The following is a 16848-nucleotide window of genomic DNA, read 5'->3' on the forward strand; positions in this document are numbered from 1 at the left end:
CCCATAGTTTGCTTTAAATAAAAAAACCTGAGTCTAAATAGTTAAAATATGAGTGCAAACAAACACTTTAACTATAAAGGACTCAGGTTTTGTCACATCAGAATACCGTATTTCATCAATTACTCAAACCCATCTTAAGACAAGATTTTGAACGTCTGGCTAAACTGCACCACTCTGGGCAAAAATTAAGATCAGCCACCCGCTGGGATCAGTTTGTTGCCATATTGATGTCCCAACTTTCTTGTCGGCAAAGCTTAAGAGACATTCAATCCAATCTCGAATCCCAGCAGGAAAAGCTCTATCATCTTGGCACGAAGAGAATTGCGCGAAGCACCTTAGCAAGACTCAACGAAGAACAGCCCGCCAGCCTGTATCAGCAATTGTTCACACAGCTGCTTCAGCGCTGTGAAAACTCTAAAACTGCACATAAATTTAGATTCAAAAATCCGCTGTATTCACTAGATGCCAGTCATATTGATCTTTCACTGTCATTGTGCGCATGGGCAAAAGTACATGAATCCAAAGCCAGTATTAAACTCAGTGTTGGCTTAAATCACAGCAATACCATTCCTGAATTTGTAGCGCTTGGGGATGGTATTGAAAATGATATGGTGCAAGGCAGAGCATTTAAATTTCCTGCTGGTAGCATTATCGTCTTTGATAAAGGATATATTGATTATCAATGGTTTGCTCAGTTGACACTTCAGAACGTCAGCTTTGTAACCCGGCTACGCCCAAAGACAGTTTATCAAGTTAAATCAAGCCGCAGCGTATTAGCGACTAAAGGGATTATTGCGGATGAATGTATTGAATTGAGCAGTGAGTATGCCAAGAAAAGAGGCGCACCTGAATTATTAAGACGTATAGAGTTTTATGATACAGATAAGAAAAGAACATTCGAATTTCTGAGCAACAACTTTCATCTGGCAGCATCCACCATTGCTGCAATTTATAAAGACCGCTGGAAGATTGAGTTATTCTTTAAAGCCATCAAGCAGAATTTAAAACTGAAGTCATTTCTAGGTCGAAGCCGCAATGCGATACAAACGCAAATATGGATTGCATTAATTGCCTATTTGCTGGTGAACTTCGCTAAACACATGGCACAAGAAGGATGGAGTGTTCAGCGTTTACTGAGAATTATTCAGGTCAATTTATTTGAAAGGAAACTTTTAAGGTCACTCTTTGTGCCTGATAAAAAATGGCGAAAACAAGAAGAACCTCAATTGAGGTTCTTCTTGTGATATTTGTGGGACAGCAGTGGGATATTCCCCCTTTTTGCTGTCTTATTTCTTATCGACTTTAAAACTATCTTTCAAATCAAGAATGCGGTTGAATACAGATTTATCAGCATTATGATCATGCTGATCTGCAACAAAATACCCTTCTCGTTCAAATTGGAAACGATCTTCAGGCTTTGCTTGAGCTAAAGCAGGTTCAATCACAGCTTGCACAACTTTTAATGATTCAGGATTAAGATTTGCCAAGAAATCATCATCTGCATCAGGTGCCGCTTCAGTAAACAAACGATCATAGATTCGAACTTCTGCAGGTACACCTTTAGTTGCTGATACCCAATGAATAACCCCCTTAACTTTACGCCCCTCAGGGTTTTTACCTAAAGTTTCAGGATCAATTGAACATTTAAGTTCAATAACTTCACCGTTCGCATCCTTAATCACTTCATCACATTTAATCACATAAGCATGACGTAAGCGTACTTCGCCATCAGGAATTAAACGTTTAAAACCTTTAGGTGGGACTTCTTCAAAATCCTTACGATCAATATAGATTTCACGAGTTAAAGGGATAATTCGCTCACCCATATCTACGTTTGGATGACGGGCATGCGTTAGATCTAACTCTTCAGCTAAATTCGTCAGAGTCACTTTAAGAGGATTCAATACAGCCATTCCACGTGCTGCGGTATTTTCTAATGACTGACGAATACAGAATTCAAGCATTGCTACATCAACAATACCATCCGTTTTAGACACACCTACACGCTTACAGAAATCACGTAAACCTTCTGGAGTAAAACCACGACGACGCATACCAACAACAGTAGGCATACGTGGGTCGTCCCACCCATTCACATAACCACCCTCAACCAATTTACGTAGTTTACGTTTAGAGGTGATCGTATAATCCACATTTAGACGCGAAGACTCATACTGACGAGGAACTGCATCAGAGTGAACTTTTTCGATAATCCAGTCATAGAATGGACGATGATCTTGGAACTCTAATGTACATAAAGAATGCGTAATTCCTTCGATAGCATCTGATAATGGATGAGCGTAATCATACATCGGATAAATTTTCCATTTATCCCCTGTTTGATGATGTTCTGAATGTAATACACGGTAAAGGATCGGATCACGCATGTGAACATTTGGGCTAGCCATATCAATTTTGGCACGTAAAACAGCACCACCTTCCTGAATTTCACCGTTACGCATTTGTTCAAAACGCGCTAAGTTTTCTTCTACGGTCGCATCACGATAAGGTGAGTTCTTACCTGGCTCTACAAAGTTACCGCGATTAAGTCTAATTTCTTCAGGCGTTTGCAGATCGACATAAGCATCGCCTTGCTTAATGAGCTGAACCGCCCATGTATAAAGTTGATCAAAATAGCCAGAAGCATAACGAGGTTCACCATTCCAGTCGAAACCTAACCATTTTACATCATTGGCGATACCATCTACATATTCTTGATCTTCGGCATCAGGATTTGTATCGTCAAAACGCAGATTACATAAGCCGTCAAATTCCTCGGCAATACCGAAATTTAGACAAATCGCTTTCACGTGACCAATGTGCAAATAACCATTTGGTTCAGGTGGAAAACGTGTCACAACTTTCTGAGTACGACCTTCTTTTAAATCATCAGTGATTACTTGGCGAATGAAATCTAAGCCTGCCTGTTGTTCTTGCTGCGCAGCATCGACAGAGGCATGAGTATTCGTCGGGGTCTTTGGCAGTTCTGAAACAACATCATTTGGCTTCATAAGGTGTAAATCACTTCTTGCTTGTTAAAAAATAGAAAATTAAAACGCAAACTTTGGTTTTTATCAAAGATTTTAACGTTTTTTACTTGCCTTGTAGTTTACAGTTTGCTTATGCTTCTCTCAACCAAAAACCCATGGTCAATTTGCCCATGTTTAGGAGATTAATGTAATGAGTTTTCCTCAAGTCGAATTAAACACCAACAAAGGTCGTATTGTTCTTGAGCTTAACGCTGAAAAAGCACCAAAAACGGTTGCAAATTTCTTAGAATATGTACGTGACGGTTTCTATGACGGCGTAATTTTCCACCGTGTGATTGATGGTTTCATGATCCAAGGCGGTGGCATGGACGAAAACTTCAAAGAAAAAGCTACTCGTGATTCTATCGAAAATGAAGCTGACAACGGCTTAAGCAACGATGAAGGCACAATTGCTATGGCACGTACGCAAGCTCCTCATTCTGCGTCAGCTCAATTCTTTATCAACGTAAAAAATAACTCTTTCTTAAACCACACTGGTAAAACAGCACAAGGTTGGGGTTACGCAGTATTTGGTAAAGTTGTAGAAGGTATGGATGTTGTAGCTACAATTAAAGGTGTGCGTACTGGTAACCGTGGTTACCATGCTGATGTTCCTTTAGAGAATGTAGTTATCGAATCTGCTAAAATTATCTCTGAATAGTTTTATCCAACAGGATTCTTTGTGACTTATCTGTTTATTTCAGATTTACACTTGTCACCTGATCACCCTCGACTCGTTCGAGGGTTTTTGGCTTTATTAAAAGAATATAAAAATAATAACACTCAGCTCTATATTTTAGGTGATTGGTTTAATGCTTGGATTGGTGATGATTATAGTGCCCCATGGCTAGATGAAATTATTACAGCCTTACAAGAATTCACAGCTGCGAATAATCATGTTTATTTCCAAGTTGGAAATCGAGATTTTGTTTTGGGCAAGAAGTTTTTAGCATTATTTAATGCTACGCTTTTACCTGATGTTTATATTCTAGAAATTAATCATAAAAGGTTTCGCCTCGAACATGGTGATGCTTTATGTACTGATGACGTTGCTTATCAACGTTTTCGCAAAGTGATACGTAATCCAATCTTATTGGGCATTCTAAAGCGTACACCTTTAAATTTTAGACAAAAACTTGCCAATGGTTTTCGTAAAAAAAGTAGTGAAACTAAACAACTAAAAAGTTATGACATTATGGATGTGAATCTACATGCCGTTGAAAATGCAATTCATCAAGTAGATTTCTTAATCCACGGTCATACCCATCGCCCTGAAATTCACGAAGTTATCAATAAAAAGCGTATTGTCCTTGGTGATTGGCGTGAAGATACGGCTTGGATACTTGAGATTAATGAGCAAGAAAACTTTAAGCTAGATTTCAAAAAATGGTCATATTAATCGAGTAAATACGTAGAATATTTTTGACTAACTTATTCACCGTTCGTAAAACTTAAATCTATATAAAAAATCACATTTAGCTACTTTCGATGTAATTAATATCAAGTAAAATCATTAAAATTTCTAATTGAGTGAAAGACGGATGGATGTTCTAGTTACTGCCAAAACACGCTATGCAACAAAGGCATATAATGCAGAGAAAAAAATTCCACAACAACAATTTGAAAAACTACTCGAAGTTCTGCGTTTTAGCCCTTCTTCAGTAAATATTCAGCCTTGGCACTTTTTAATTGCTGAAACCGATGAGGCGAAACAAAGAATTGCGAAGGCCCTAACTGGTAATTATATTTATAATTCAGCAAAAGTTTTAAATTCTTCGCATACTCTTGTATTTTGTACTCGTACTGATATCAGCGCTGAATACTTAGAACAATTACTACAACAAGATGAACTAAATGGTCGCTTCAAAGATGAAACCGCAAAACAAGGGCAACGAGATACTCGTAAAGGCTATGTTGAGTTTTATCGTAATGAACTCAAAAATCTCTCTGCTTGGATGGAAAATCAAACTTATCTTGCACTTGGGCAACTACTATTCGCTGCAGGATTAGAAGGAATTGATGCAACCCCAATGGAAGGCTTTGATCGAGATACTATCAATCAAGAATTTGGATTAGCTGAAAAAGGTTTAAAGGCATCCGTTGTTGTTTCTCTAGGTTATCGTAGTGAAAATGACTTTAATGCAAAATTGCCTAAATCTCGACTGCCAGATCAAGTCGTATTCACTCGCTTATAATTTTTATTTAAGGGAGTCAAAGCTCCCTTAATTCATCATTGATTTAGCTAAACACAGCACCGCAAGTATTCCAGCAAATAAACCAATCCATGTGTAAGTAGTTAGTTTTTCTTTAAAAAACACTACGCCACTAACTACACCTAACATGACGACAAGAATATTCATTCCAGCAAATACGATTGCAGGTGACTCTTTAAAAATCATATGTGCTTTTACATACAAGGCAATATTCGCGAAATTTACCCCACCAAGAAGTAGACCCATAAATATATTTTTAGGTTGCCAATTTGGTTGCGCAAATGCGAGATAGCCTATTGATAAAATAAATGCAGCTATAAATGTTAAATTTAATGTCACTGCAAACTGCAGCCCTAAAGTACTGCTATATTTAAGCAATACATCAATTGCAGCATATCCAGCCCAAACACTTAACAGGAAAAGCACTGATCTTACACTGGTGCCTTTAAGCGATTTCTCAGTCGCCTGTCCAAAAATAATAGCGAAGACTGCGATTATCCCAACACCGACACCAATTAATTTTAACTGGCTAAATTGTTCTGAAAATATAAAGTAGGCCGCAAGTAAAGAAAGTATAACTGATAATCTTTGGGCTATTTCAGTTTTAAGAATTCCAGCAAATTGCAATGATTTAGCTAAGCATAAGAAAATGCTAGGGAGTAAAATAGCTAAAAGAAAAATAAGCCACCAAGGAGTATTCTGAATTGAGATATGCGTGATGTCAGTTTTAAACCAATAAAAACACAAGATGCTTGCACTCAAATAGTTCCATGCGATCATTTGAAAGACATCAAACCCTTTTGTTTTTAAAAACTTTAATAAAATCGATACCAGTACACTGCAACACGCAGCAGCAATAATCATTTCCATAATATTTATTCTGACTTTTTAAACACAAAAAAATGCCAGTCTGAAATTAGACTGGCATTTTCTTAACGATCATGATCAATTAACGATTATTTTCGTCTTCTTGACCATCTTCGAATTTAGTTTCGCTGTCGAAGCCACCTTGATGACCACCGAAGCCACCTTGGCTACCAAAGCCGCCTTGACCACCGAAGCCACCTTGACCACCGAAGCCACCTTGACCACCGAAGCCACCTTGACCACCGAAGCCACCTTGACCACCGAAGCCACCTTGACCGCCGAAGCCGCCACCTTGACCACCGAAGCCACCAGCAGCACCTTGACCACCGAAGCCACCTGTAGCACCTTGAGCTGGGAAGCCACCAGTACCTTGAGCACCAGCTGGACGAGGGTTACGCGCAGGAACAACTGTAGAAATAGCGTGTTTGTAAACCATTTGGCTTACAGTGTTCTTTAACAAAACAACATATTGGTCAAAAGACTCAATATGCCCCTGCAATTTAATACCGTTCACAAGGAAAATAGAAACTGGAATACGTTCTTTACGGAGAGAATTTAAGAACGGATCTTGTAAAGTTTGACCTTTAGACATTTTTAACTCCAAAAAAATTTTAAATCAGCGCAAAAAAACTATCTTTATTTTTCAACTAAAAATTATAAAAAGACAGCCTGCGAATTTTGCTTTATCCAAAGAAGTTTCGCAAGTCTTCTTTCGCCTGCTTTATCGTCACGTAAGTTTTAAAATCGTGTATTTCTTGCAAAGAACGTAACCAAGTGTATTGACGTTTGGCAAGTTGCCGTGTCGCAAATAGCGCTTTGTTCTCCATTTCTACTTTATTTTTGAGACTTAAGTCACTTTTTAATAAAAAATCTAAAGCTTGACGATAACCAACAGACCGCATGGATGGTAAATTGTCATTTAAATCGTATTTAACAATTAGCTCCTCCACTTCATTCAAAAAACCAATATCCCACATTTTGCTCAATCTTTGCTCAATGCGTTTATGTAATTCTAACCGATCAGGCATCAAAGCGTAGTTATGAAAAGTGTAACGGTATGGTTGATTTTTAGGTTGTTCTGCTTGTAGTTTTGTTATCGGCTCGCCAGTTAATCTATACACCTCGAGCGCACGAATAATGCGTTGTTTATCCGAGACTTTAAATTTCTGCCCAGCAATGGGATCAACCGCTACTAATTCATCATAAACTGCTTGCCAGCCTTCTTGTTCCGCTTTTGCTACGATTTCTTCCCGCGTTTTAGCATCTGCATTAGGTAAGTTATCTGCAAGCCCTTCCAGCAATGCTTTGAAATAAAGCATCGTGCCACCCACTAAAATCGGGGTCTTGCCTCTCTTGTGCATATCATCAATCAGTGGACATACATCCTCGACGAATTGCGCTGCAGAATAAACTTCTAATGGTGTAATAATATCAATCAAATGATGAGGATATTGTTCCTGCTCTTCTTTAGTTGGTTTTGCAGTACCAATATCCATGTCTTTATAAACTAAAGCTGAATCGACTGAAATAAGTTCAAAATTTCCACGCTCATAAAGTTCACATGCCAATGCTGTTTTACCACTTGCGGTAGGCCCCATTAAATTGATGACGGGCAATTGATTTGACATGTAGAACTACTCTCCTCGAGCAAATAATTTATCTAGTTGGTGAAGTGGAAATGCACGCCACGTTGGACGACCATGGTTGCATTGACTGGCAAATTCAGTTTGTTCCATTTGACGTAATAAAGCATTCATCTCAGATAAACTCAATTGACGATGTGCACGAACAGCACCATGACATGCCATTCCTGCTAAAAGTTCATCACGTTTTTGCAATAAGCCTCTTGCTTCATCATTTGGATCAAGATCATTTAACAGCTCTGGAATCAGACGATCAAAGTCAGCTTTTTGTAAAATGGCAGGTACGCCACGCACAATCACTTGCTCATCACCATATTGATTAATTTCTAAACCCAAACGCTGTAATTGAGATTGTAATTCTTCAATTCGCACGGCTTGCATACGGGTTATAGAAACAACTTTTGGAATTAAGAGTTGCTGTGATGTCCAAAATTCAGGTTTATCCCATGCTGATTTCATTTGTTGCAGCAAAATACGTTCATGCGCGGCATGCATATCAACAATAATTAAACCCTCAGTATTCTGAGCTAATATATAGATTCCATGAAGCTGTGCAATTGCGATACCGAGTGGAAATTCGTCTACTCGAGTTTTAAATCCCTCTAGGTCACCATTTTTCACAGATGAAGTATCTTCACGCTCAAATGATGTTTTCTCATCTCGTAAAGGAGCTAGATAAGTTTTTAGTGCATTATTGAGTTGAACTGAACCATTGTAACGAGGTTCTTGCGGTACTGAATTATATTGCACAGCCTGTGGACGACTTTGATTAAACTCTGTGAGTAAATCAGTTGAAATCTGATTTTGATCATTTATTGAGGATTCAGTTTCAACATGATTACGATGTAAATTAAATTGTTCTTGGTACTTAGGTTGCGATTGATAATTAAAATTTGTTGTGGATTCTTCCACTTTCATCGCTTGGGCTAAATCAGCACTTGCAGTTTGAAATTGTGACAAGGTTTCTTTTGCATAGTGTCGCACAAACTCGTGAACTTCACGCTGATTCAAAAACCGTATTTCGTGCTTCGTTGGATGTACATTTACATCAATATTTTCTGGATCAACTTCCAAAAAAAGTAAGTACGAAGAATGCTGATGACCATGCAGAATTCCATCATAAGCCATTCTTAAAGCATGTGAAATTGTTTTATCTTTTACAATACGACCATTTACATACACATATTGCAAGTCTGCTTGAGCGCGTGCATCAGATGGATGACCCAACCAACCTGACAAACGCATATTGATACTTTCAGCATCTATCCAATACGCATTTTGAATGAATTGTTGACCTAATAGTTGTTGAACACGTTGATAGCGTAACTCTCCACTATCTGCGACGGGTAAATTCAGGCGAATATTGTCGTTGTGTTCTAAAACAAAACGAATATCAAAATGAGTCAGAGCCAAACGGCGAACTATTTCTTCAATATGACCAAATTCAGTACTTGGTTTCTTTAAAAACTTACGGCGCGCAGGTACATTAAAAAATAAATCTTGCACACGAATATGTGTTCCTTTCTGTGCAGCGACAGCTTGAACTTGTTGATGATCAAACGCAGTACCATTCACTTCGACCTGATAGCCAATTCCTTGTTCATCTTGACTACTGGTTAATGTTAAACGTGACACCGCAGCAATCGACGCAAGCGCCTCCCCACGAAAACCTAAACTGACAATTGCATGAAGATCTTCAGAAGTTTTTATTTTACTCGTAGCATGGCGCATTACAGCCAAAGGTAAATCATCTGAATGAATACCATGACCATTATCTATGATTTCTATCAGTGTTGAGCCACCTTGAGCTACGCGAATAATCAACTCAGTCGCACCAGCATCAATCGAGTTTTCTAATAATTCTTTGACCACTGATGAGGGACGTTCAATCACCTCACCCGCAGCAATTTGGTTCGCTAGTGCGGCATCAAGAGTATGAATACGACGTATTGAATCATGCACCATGCAATTGTTCCTGCAAAGTATCGGCTAGCTGTTGTGAATTTACATCTAATGTCACAAAACGAGTTAATTCATCATCTGATTTTTGTATATCAATAACAACATCAGCTTGTGGAATTTCATCACCACCTTTTGATGGCCATTCAAATAAAAATAATCCATTTGGCGTTTCAAGATAATCTCTAATACCCATTAACTCCAATTCATATGGATCATCTAATCGGTATAAATCAAAATGGAAAACTTCTTGACCATTGATGGTATAAGGCTCAACCAATGTATATGTCGGACTTTTTACAGAACCTTGATGCCCCAAACTCTGAAGAAAATAGCGTGTGAAAGTCGTTTTACCAGCACCTAAATCACCAATCAAATAAATAATGCCTGAACGAATCTGCTGAGATAAGACTTGTGCAAAACGTTGAGTGTCTTGTTCATGATTTAGGGTAAATTTCACTGAATACGACATGGCAAATAAAACAAAATTGGGATGGCAGCTATGATAACATTGCCCTGCTTTAAAGCCTAATCCGTAAAGAAAAGCTGCTACATTTTAATGCAATTATGATCTCAAAAATTAAAGGATCAATATGTCTTCTGAAGCTTTATTAATTGACTGTGCATGCCACGGTCAAAACTATGCTGCTGTCATATGTGGGCATTTAGTTCAAAATCATGGACATCCATTAGGATTTATTGAAAACGTTTCAGATCGAACCAATCCTCAAGGTTGGTGTTTAGCATGTGAATATGTTTTTACACAAGAACAAGAAATGACTGATGTATTTCGTAATTTCAACCAAATGGCAGTAGTGTGTATTGAATGCTATGACAGCATTAAAAATAAACACAATATCTACCCACATCCTTCAGTTTAAATTACCTACTTTAATATCTTATGATGAAAGCAGCAAAATCACTATTTACTCCTCCGTTAATAAATGGTGTTAGTGCCAGTAAAGTCTTTCTACCCAATGATGTCTCTGAATTGACTATTTTTGAATACTTATGTGTTCAATTCCCTCATATACAAGCAATAGAGTGGCAACAACGCTTTGAGGATGGATTAATTTATGCCTCAGACGGTATGAAATTAAGTATTCGAGATAGCTATACGCCCAATACTTTTATTTTCTATTATCGTTTTCTGGCGCATGAAATACATGTGCCATTTGAGCATCAAATTCTATTTGAAGATGAACATTTGCTTGTCGTAGATAAACCACATTTCCTGACGATGTCTCCAACAGGTCAATACGTTCAAGAAACATTATTGGTAAGACTAAAAAAACAAATGGGATATGCTGAACTAACACCAATACATCGACTTGATCGTGAAACTGCAGGCATAGTGCTTTTCTGTAAGAAAGCAGAATCACGTGGAATCTATCAGCAACTTTTTGCCGAACGAAAAGTACAAAAAACTTATCATGCTATCGCTGCATATCGACCAGAAATCAAATTTCCAATGTCTTTGGAATTACACATGGAAAAAGGTCATCCTTTCTATACCATGCGAGTGAACTATGACAAAACAGCAAATACTGAAACATTTATAGAATTACTTGAACACAATTTCCAACATGCTAAATATCAACTTTCACCCAAAACTGGAAAACAACACCAACTTCGGGTGCATCTCAATCATCTAAATATTCCTATTCTAAATGATCCTTTTTATCCAACCGTACTACATAAAGCAGACGATGACTTTAATCATCCACTTCAACTGTTAGCAAAAGAAATTAGTTTTATTGATCCGATCAGTAATTTACAAAGAATTTTTAGATCCAACCATGAATTGACATTGTAAGTATGACGTAATGACAAAAAAAGCATTATTTCAACTCAAAACGATTGAAATTAGCTTTTGATCGTTTAAAATACCTAGCGATAATTAAAAAATATTTGGTCATATTTTTCATGAGAAAAACAGAAGTTTATCAGGTTCGTCTTGATTCACAGGAAAAGAAACAAGCTTTTGCTGTTTTTAAGCAGTTAGGTATCTCCCCTGCTCAAGCAGTTCGACTTTTCTTCAAACAAGTAGTTTTGACAAAATCTATCCCGTTTGCGATTGAAAACCAAAACATCAACATGGAACAGTTACTCAAATTAAGAAAATCAAAAAATGCTACAACCGCTGATCATTCAACATCTACAGACTTAGAAGATGACCATGAAGATTTGTTTGAAGAACTAAATGCTTTGCTTGGTGAAAGTGACAAAAGTTAACAATGTTGCATTTTTAAACAAGTTTTTAATTTTTAAGCTGAATCTTTTTAGATATTCTGACAATCCAAATAAAATTATAACTCATGGATTTAGGAATGATTGTCAAGAGAGCAACACGTGAAGACCTAGAGCAACTTGCTGTTTTATTTGATGAATATCGTCAATTTTATGGTGCCTCTGCAAACATTAAGCAATCCTACCAATTTTTGAAGCACCGATTTGACAATAAGGAAAGTGTTATCTTTATTCACGTAAAAGATAATGTCTTTACAGGATTTGTCTTACTTTATCTTGCGTTCTCATCAGTTGCTTGTGAAACCTACTATATTTTGGATGATGTCTATGTAACCCCATCCTACCGTAAACAAGGTTCGGCAAAACAACTCATCGACACCGCTATTTTATTTGCAAGACACGAAAATGCTTTACGCATTAGTTTAGAAACTCAAAAAAATAATATTGAATCTCATAGACTTTATGAGCAAATGGGTTTTATGCGGGATGATGAGTTCAACACCTTTCATTGCTTCCTCAAATAATTACTTTTCCAGTGCAATATTATGACTAAGCTGTTTTTGTGTAGCAGATAAATACAGCCACTCACCCTCTGGAATTTTTGGCAATTCAAATAAACCAACTTGATGACGATGTAAATCTTCCACCTTATTCCCAACTGCAGCTAACATTCGCTTAACTTGATGATAGACGCCTTGGTGAATCGTCATAGAAAGCTGATGTTCAGAAAATAAATGAACATCCGTAGCAGCGTAAATTCCTTTTTCATTTCTCAGCTCAACACCTTGTTCTAAAGCCTGTTTTTGCTCTTGTGTAATAGGGTCTGCTGTTGTGACATGATAAACTTTTGGAACATGTTTACGCGGATTGGTCAAAGCTTGCAAATATTGACCATCATCAGTTAATAATAATAATCCTGTTGTATCCTGATCTAACCGCCCAACACATTGAATACCACGATGTAGAAGAATTTCGGGAAATAAACTGAATACGCTTTTATGATGCGTTGCTTGGTGAGAACACTCATAACCTTTAGGTTTATTTAACACGATATAAACATTCTCGCGAAATAAATACTCTTCGCCAAAAACTTCAAAACTTAAATGTTCTGTTGGGAAATTTTGCTTCGGATTATCACAAATTTGGTTTTCAATCGTCACTGAACCATTTTTGATAATTTGTTGACAGTATTTTCGAGAACCAAACCCTTGCGATTGCAAAATTTTTTCCAACAACATCTTTTAAATCCGATCAAAAACTCCGTTTATTGTACTCTATTCCTTACCCATACTGCTGTATGTTGAACTGTATGTATATCCGATATAGGCAATCTTCACAATTTCTCCATTTGTAATACAAGCAATACAAAACCCTTCTAAAAGAATCAAACTCTGAGGCTTGCACTCCATATTTTGGCTCAAAATTCTTGTTACATTTGTTTCAAGCAAAAATATTGTCCCAAAAAATGGACAAGGAGTTTCAGTATGAAATCTAAAATTTGGTTATACAGTACTATTATTGCAACCTCATCTATGCTGTCTGTTGCTCATGCGGATAATTCAACTCGTGTTGCCGCGACTTCAGCACTGGGTAGTGTTGTTGGAACTGCAATCGGTCAACAACTCGGTGGCAATACTGGAGCTATGATTGGTTCAGCGATTGGTGGTGCAGGTGGTGCAGCCGCGTCAAGTAATAAACGCGATCGAACTGAAGCTGCTATTGGTGGAGGATTAGGTGGTGTAGGTGGTTATACTGTAGGACGTAATGTTGCAGGAACCAATGGCGGTTATGTAGGTGCTGCTCTAGGTGCTGCAGGTGGTGCTGTTTTAGGTCAAAAAGTAGGTCAAGATCGTGATCTAGACAATCGTAGATATGATGACCGCTATGAAAATCGTCGCTCATACGATGATAGACGTTATTACAACTCTCGTTACAAATACCGTCACGACAATGGTTTACACCGTGGTTGGTACAAAAATCGTTGATTTTAAATATTTAATATGAGCACCTTCGGGTGCTTTTTTATTATTGAGGTAATATATCGAAAAATTTCAATATACATCAAAAACAATATATCGTATTATTTCGATATATTGTTTTAGGTTATATCGATGAAATCATTACAAGAGATAAAGTTTTCAGTTTTGGAGCTGGCACCTGTTCGCGAAGATAAAAGTATTGAGTTTTCACTTCACCATGCACTTGAACTCGCACAACATGTAGAGCAACTAAATTATGAACGTTTTTGGCTAGCTGAGCACCATAATATGGATGGTATCGCAAGTTCCGCTACCGCTGTTCTTTTAGGTTTTATCGCCGCACACACGCAACATATTCGTTTAGGCTCTGGTGGCATTATGCTGCCTAATCATGCACCACTCGTTGTGGCTGAACAGTTTGGTACCCTAGCAACACTTTACCCCAATCGATTTGATTTAGGCTTAGGTCGTGCGCCTGGCACAGACCCTTTAACTATGCGAGCACTTCGACGTGGTCGCCAAGAGACTGAAGACCAATTCCCTCAGGATGTATTAGAAATACTGCAATATTTCAAAGCGCCTCAACCCAATCAAAAAATTATTGCCACACCTGGACAAAATACTCATGTGCCCGTTTGGTTATTGGGTTCGAGTCTATTTAGTGCTCAGTTAGCAGCGAAACTTGGGCTTCCTTATTCTTTCGCATCACATTTTGCTCCACGCATGCTAGGACAAGCTATTCAACTTTATCGCGACAATTTCCAAGCTTCTGAATATCTTGATCAACCATATGTATCAATGGGTATTCCAACTGTTGTTGCATCTACGGATGAGGAGGCTCAATATTTAGCAACTAGTTCTTATCAACGTATTTTAAACTTGATTCGTGGTGATAGTTTAAAACTTAAACCTCCTGTTAAATCGACTGAAGGTCTTGCAAGTAGCGCTGAACAAATAGCTATACAAAACTTTTATGCGATGGCTCAAATTGGTTCGAAAGATACTGTTCAAGTAGGCTTAAGTAAAATTATCCAACAATATGATGTTGATGAGTTTATTTTCACGTGTGATATATACGATACCCAAAAACGTTTAGACAACTTTAGCCTACTGATGGAAATTAAACACAGTTAAGTACTTTAGATTATGAAGTAAGTATGACTTAGAAAAATACTTACTTCACTGTACCCAAATATTGATAAGCTGCATCTTTTTTGACATATCTTAAATACTTATGTAGTGGTTTGAAATTTTGGTTTAATAAAAGAATATCTATGGTAATCAAATCTTTACTGATACGAATATATTCAGGTGTGTCACTGCTGCCCATATGATGATTACAATCATAATCAACTGTAATTTGATCCAACAACGATTTCTTGGTTTGAAAAATCTTTGTAAGCTCCAACTCCCCTGATGCTAACAATTTAAAGCCTTGAATAACATATGTTCCAACACAACTGCTTCCTTTATAATAACTCTCAATCAAATAAATTGGCTGTTTGTTCAACAAACTTTGTTTAACATCCAAAATGAAACCAGTCTCAATGGGAGTAACTACATTCTTTCCGTAAATAAGTGTTTGTGAATAAAAAGAAAACTCCCCCATTGTTCCTCCTCCACCGATATCGAAGGTATAAAATTTTATTTTTTTGTCAGGAGAATAATGTGTTCTCAAATTATAGTGATCTTGAAATGCAGGAAAAGAGTAACTAAAGCTTGTTTTATCGTTTTGAATTTTAGCCACTATCTCAGTCTCTATTGACTGATTCACATCATAAAAAGATTTGTCTTTATAATTTTTAACTACCCTACTTTCAAACTGGGCTAAAGTCTCGGCATGAATAATTGAGCTAAATATTAATGCAATAAAAATGAAGATGTTTTTCATTTTATCTATCCGTTTTTCTTATTAGAAATTTGAGTATAGATTTTTTATCTATACTCAATAAACATTCATTTTATCCAATACGACGTTTTAAACCCGTCATCTGTAAAACACGCGTTGAAATTTCCTCAATCGACATTTCAGTCACATTTAAGTATTTAATCCCTTCAGAAATATAAATACCTTCAATCGCACGCAACTCCATTTGGCATTGACTAAAACTCGAATAACGACTATTCGCTTTACGTTCATTGCGAATCGCAACCAAACGCTCAGCATCGATCATTAAGCCAAACAATTTATTCTTATGTTCTTTGAGAATTTTAGGCAAACGATTGTCATCCAAATCTTCTTCTGTGAGAGGATAATTCGCAACACGAATACCAAATTGCAGAGAAAGGTAAATTGAAGTCGGTGTTTTCCCTGAACGAGATACTCCGATCAAAATAATATCTGCTTTATCGTAATGTCGAGTTCTTGCACCATCATCATTGTCTAGCGAAAAGTGAACCGCATCAATACGAGCCTTATAATATTCAGAATCCGTTACTGCATGTGTTTGACCAACTAAAGTCGTTGGTGGTGTCCCAAGCTCATCAGATAATTTACTGATTAAGCCTTCAAAAACATCCAAATTTACAGCTTTTGCTGTGTTGATGATTTCACGAACATGTGGATCAACCAAAGTGTCAAAAACAAGGGGCAAAGAACCGTCTCTATTTTGACAAGCATTGATCTCAGCAACAACGTTCATCGCAGCTTCTTCAGTGGTGATATAAGGCATAATATGAATGTCAAAATCAACGTTCGGAAATTGAGCAAGTAGTGAATGCCCAAGGGTTTCAGCTGTAATCGCTGTACCGTCTGAAATAAAATATACGCTCCGTTTAATTTCTTTACTTACGGGCATCAAAATTCTCCTTAAACATTTGTCTTAGTGCTCTATAATCTTTATAGTAAACTCATCTAACATGACTGTCGCTTAGTAAAACGGTTAATCTAGGCACTTTCGTATAATTT

19 protein-coding genes are annotated in these 16848 nt (G+C 37.2%); 10 read left to right on the forward strand and 9 right to left on the reverse strand.

Features of this window, described 5'->3' with window-relative positions; all coding sequences use genetic code 11:
- The first annotated feature begins 89 nt into the window (after positions 1–89).
- Positions 90–1244: an IS4 family transposase gene (locus tag R2H34_RS10920; RefSeq protein WP_201897687.1), complete on the forward strand. Its 1155-nt coding sequence runs from the start codon at positions 90–92 to the stop codon at positions 1242–1244.
- A gap of 42 nt (positions 1245–1286) precedes the next feature.
- Here R2H34_RS10920 and R2H34_RS10925 read toward each other — a convergent pair whose 3' ends face one another.
- Positions 1287–3011: a glutamine--tRNA ligase/YqeY domain fusion protein gene (locus tag R2H34_RS10925; protein WP_004962850.1), complete on the reverse strand. Its 1725-nt coding sequence runs from the start codon at positions 3009–3011 to the stop codon at positions 1287–1289.
- Positions 3012–3180: 169 nt separating this feature from the next.
- Here R2H34_RS10925 and R2H34_RS10930 point away from each other — a divergent pair, with 169 nt between their 5' ends.
- The 3 genes from R2H34_RS10930 (at position 3181) to R2H34_RS10940 (ending at position 5224) form a co-directional block, all read left to right on the forward strand.
- Positions 3181–3690 carry a peptidylprolyl isomerase gene (locus R2H34_RS10930; protein WP_004912121.1) on the forward strand — a complete coding sequence of 170 codons (510 nt, stop codon included), beginning with the start codon at positions 3181–3183 and terminating at the stop codon, positions 3688–3690.
- Positions 3691–3711: 21 nt separating this feature from the next.
- Entirely contained in the window at positions 3712–4428 is a 717-nt protein-coding gene (locus tag R2H34_RS10935) for a UDP-2,3-diacylglucosamine diphosphatase (protein WP_004955030.1), read from the forward strand.
- Between the two features lie 142 nt (positions 4429–4570).
- Positions 4571–5224 carry an oxygen-insensitive NAD(P)H-dependent nitroreductase NfsB gene (locus tag R2H34_RS10940; protein WP_004962856.1) on the forward strand — a complete coding sequence of 218 codons (654 nt, stop codon included), beginning with the start codon at positions 4571–4573 and terminating at the stop codon, positions 5222–5224.
- Positions 5225–5251: 27 nt separating this feature from the next.
- Here the strand turns inward: R2H34_RS10940 and R2H34_RS10945 are convergent, their stop codons facing one another.
- The 5 genes from R2H34_RS10945 to tsaE form a co-directional block, all read right to left on the reverse strand.
- Positions 5252–6112 carry a DMT family transporter gene (locus R2H34_RS10945; RefSeq protein WP_005402375.1) on the reverse strand — a complete coding sequence of 287 codons (861 nt, stop codon included), beginning with the start codon at positions 6110–6112 and terminating at the stop codon, positions 5252–5254.
- A gap of 79 nt (positions 6113–6191) precedes the next feature.
- Positions 6192–6701 carry an RNA chaperone Hfq gene (gene hfq, locus R2H34_RS10950; RefSeq protein WP_005160898.1) on the reverse strand — a complete coding sequence of 170 codons (510 nt, stop codon included), beginning with the start codon at positions 6699–6701 and terminating at the stop codon, positions 6192–6194.
- Positions 6702–6792: 91 nt separating this feature from the next.
- Positions 6793–7737, reverse strand: coding sequence for a tRNA (adenosine(37)-N6)-dimethylallyltransferase MiaA (gene miaA / locus R2H34_RS10955; protein ID WP_004912131.1), 945 nt, complete (start codon positions 7735–7737; stop codon positions 6793–6795).
- Positions 7738–7743: 6 nt separating this feature from the next.
- Entirely contained in the window at positions 7744–9717 is a 1974-nt protein-coding gene (mutL, locus tag R2H34_RS10960) for a DNA mismatch repair endonuclease MutL (protein ID WP_087540474.1), read from the reverse strand.
- Positions 9707–10183: a tRNA (adenosine(37)-N6)-threonylcarbamoyltransferase complex ATPase subunit type 1 TsaE gene (gene tsaE / locus R2H34_RS10965; RefSeq protein ID WP_004912134.1), complete on the reverse strand. Its 477-nt coding sequence runs from the start codon at positions 10181–10183 to the stop codon at positions 9707–9709. The genes mutL and tsaE overlap by 11 nt, the downstream gene beginning before the upstream one ends.
- A gap of 121 nt (positions 10184–10304) precedes the next feature.
- Between tsaE and R2H34_RS10970 the strand changes: the two genes are divergently transcribed.
- The 4 genes from R2H34_RS10970 (at position 10305) to R2H34_RS10985 (ending at position 12485) form a co-directional block, all read left to right on the forward strand.
- Positions 10305–10592, forward strand: coding sequence for a hypothetical protein (locus R2H34_RS10970; protein WP_004962871.1), 288 nt, complete (start codon positions 10305–10307; stop codon positions 10590–10592).
- Between the two features lie 20 nt (positions 10593–10612).
- The gene (locus R2H34_RS10975; protein ID WP_087540472.1) at positions 10613–11527 is read left to right on the forward strand and encodes a pseudouridine synthase; all 915 of its coding nucleotides are present in this window, start codon (positions 10613–10615) and stop codon (positions 11525–11527) included.
- 110 nt (positions 11528–11637) lie between these two features.
- Positions 11638–11946, forward strand: a complete 309-nt coding sequence (locus R2H34_RS10980; protein ID WP_004955067.1) for a type II toxin-antitoxin system RelB/DinJ family antitoxin — start codon at positions 11638–11640, stop codon at positions 11944–11946.
- 95 nt (positions 11947–12041) lie between these two features.
- A complete protein-coding gene (locus R2H34_RS10985) occupies positions 12042–12485 on the forward strand; it encodes a GNAT family N-acetyltransferase (protein ID WP_004912141.1) in 444 nt (147 codons plus the stop codon).
- Here the strand turns inward: R2H34_RS10985 and R2H34_RS10990 are convergent, their stop codons facing one another.
- Positions 12486–13199, reverse strand: a complete 714-nt coding sequence (locus tag R2H34_RS10990; RefSeq protein WP_087540470.1) for a pseudouridine synthase — start codon at positions 13197–13199, stop codon at positions 12486–12488.
- Between the two features lie 246 nt (positions 13200–13445).
- On the opposite strand from R2H34_RS10990, the gene R2H34_RS10995 reads away from it, so the two are divergent.
- Positions 13446–13946, forward strand: a complete 501-nt coding sequence (locus tag R2H34_RS10995) for a hypothetical protein (protein WP_004955072.1) — start codon at positions 13446–13448, stop codon at positions 13944–13946.
- Between the two features lie 126 nt (positions 13947–14072).
- Positions 14073–15074: an LLM class flavin-dependent oxidoreductase gene (locus tag R2H34_RS11000; RefSeq protein ID WP_087540468.1), complete on the forward strand. Its 1002-nt coding sequence runs from the start codon at positions 14073–14075 to the stop codon at positions 15072–15074.
- Between the two features lie 40 nt (positions 15075–15114).
- On the opposite strand, the gene R2H34_RS11005 is transcribed toward R2H34_RS11000, so the two are convergent.
- Together R2H34_RS11005 and R2H34_RS11010 are read right to left on the reverse strand one after the other, a co-directional pair.
- Entirely contained in the window at positions 15115–15831 is a 717-nt protein-coding gene (locus R2H34_RS11005) for a hypothetical protein (protein WP_087540466.1), read from the reverse strand.
- 70 nt (positions 15832–15901) lie between these two features.
- Positions 15902–16738 carry a pyruvate, water dikinase regulatory protein gene (locus R2H34_RS11010; protein ID WP_087540464.1) on the reverse strand — a complete coding sequence of 279 codons (837 nt, stop codon included), beginning with the start codon at positions 16736–16738 and terminating at the stop codon, positions 15902–15904.
- Between the last annotated feature and the right edge of the window lie 110 nt (positions 16739–16848).

It is taken from the genome of Acinetobacter sp. 16, from assembly GCF_033439925.1.
GTDB lineage: Bacteria > Pseudomonadota > Gammaproteobacteria > Pseudomonadales > Moraxellaceae > Acinetobacter > Acinetobacter junii.

What these genes read in the sequence shown, in the direction of transcription:
- R2H34_RS10925 (WP_004962850.1), bottom strand. Translation starts at nt 3,011, where the DNA reads ATGAAGCCAAATGATGTTGTTTCAGAACTGCCAAAGACCCCGACGAAT.
- R2H34_RS10930 (WP_004912121.1), top strand. Translation starts at nt 3,181, where the DNA reads ATGAGTTTTCCTCAAGTCGAATTAAACACCAACAAAGGTCGTATTGTT.
- R2H34_RS10940 (WP_004962856.1), top strand. Translation starts at nt 4,571, where the DNA reads ATGGATGTTCTAGTTACTGCCAAAACACGCTATGCAACAAAGGCATAT.
- R2H34_RS10945 (WP_005402375.1), bottom strand. Translation starts at nt 6,112, where the DNA reads ATGGAAATGATTATTGCTGCTGCGTGTTGCAGTGTACTGGTATCGATT.
- hfq (WP_005160898.1), bottom strand. Translation starts at nt 6,701, where the DNA reads ATGTCTAAAGGTCAAACTTTACAAGATCCGTTCTTAAATTCTCTCCGT.
- miaA (WP_004912131.1), bottom strand. Translation starts at nt 7,737, where the DNA reads ATGTCAAATCAATTGCCCGTCATCAATTTAATGGGGCCTACCGCAAGT.
- mutL (WP_087540474.1), bottom strand. Translation starts at nt 9,717, where the DNA reads ATGGTGCATGATTCAATACGTCGTATTCATACTCTTGATGCCGCACTA.
- tsaE (WP_004912134.1), bottom strand. Translation starts at nt 10,183, where the DNA reads ATGTCGTATTCAGTGAAATTTACCCTAAATCATGAACAAGACACTCAA.
- R2H34_RS10970 (WP_004962871.1), top strand. Translation starts at nt 10,305, where the DNA reads ATGTCTTCTGAAGCTTTATTAATTGACTGTGCATGCCACGGTCAAAAC.
- R2H34_RS10975 (WP_087540472.1), top strand. Translation starts at nt 10,613, where the DNA reads ATGATGAAAGCAGCAAAATCACTATTTACTCCTCCGTTAATAAATGGT.
- R2H34_RS10980 (WP_004955067.1), top strand. Translation starts at nt 11,638, where the DNA reads ATGAGAAAAACAGAAGTTTATCAGGTTCGTCTTGATTCACAGGAAAAG.
- R2H34_RS10985 (WP_004912141.1), top strand. Translation starts at nt 12,042, where the DNA reads ATGATTGTCAAGAGAGCAACACGTGAAGACCTAGAGCAACTTGCTGTT.
- R2H34_RS10990 (WP_087540470.1), bottom strand. Translation starts at nt 13,199, where the DNA reads ATGTTGTTGGAAAAAATTTTGCAATCGCAAGGGTTTGGTTCTCGAAAA.
- R2H34_RS10995 (WP_004955072.1), top strand. Translation starts at nt 13,446, where the DNA reads ATGAAATCTAAAATTTGGTTATACAGTACTATTATTGCAACCTCATCT.
- R2H34_RS11000 (WP_087540468.1), top strand. Translation starts at nt 14,073, where the DNA reads ATGAAATCATTACAAGAGATAAAGTTTTCAGTTTTGGAGCTGGCACCT.
- R2H34_RS11005 (WP_087540466.1), bottom strand. Translation starts at nt 15,831, where the DNA reads ATGAAAAACATCTTCATTTTTATTGCATTAATATTTAGCTCAATTATT.
- R2H34_RS11010 (WP_087540464.1), bottom strand. Translation starts at nt 16,738, where the DNA reads ATGCCCGTAAGTAAAGAAATTAAACGGAGCGTATATTTTATTTCAGAC.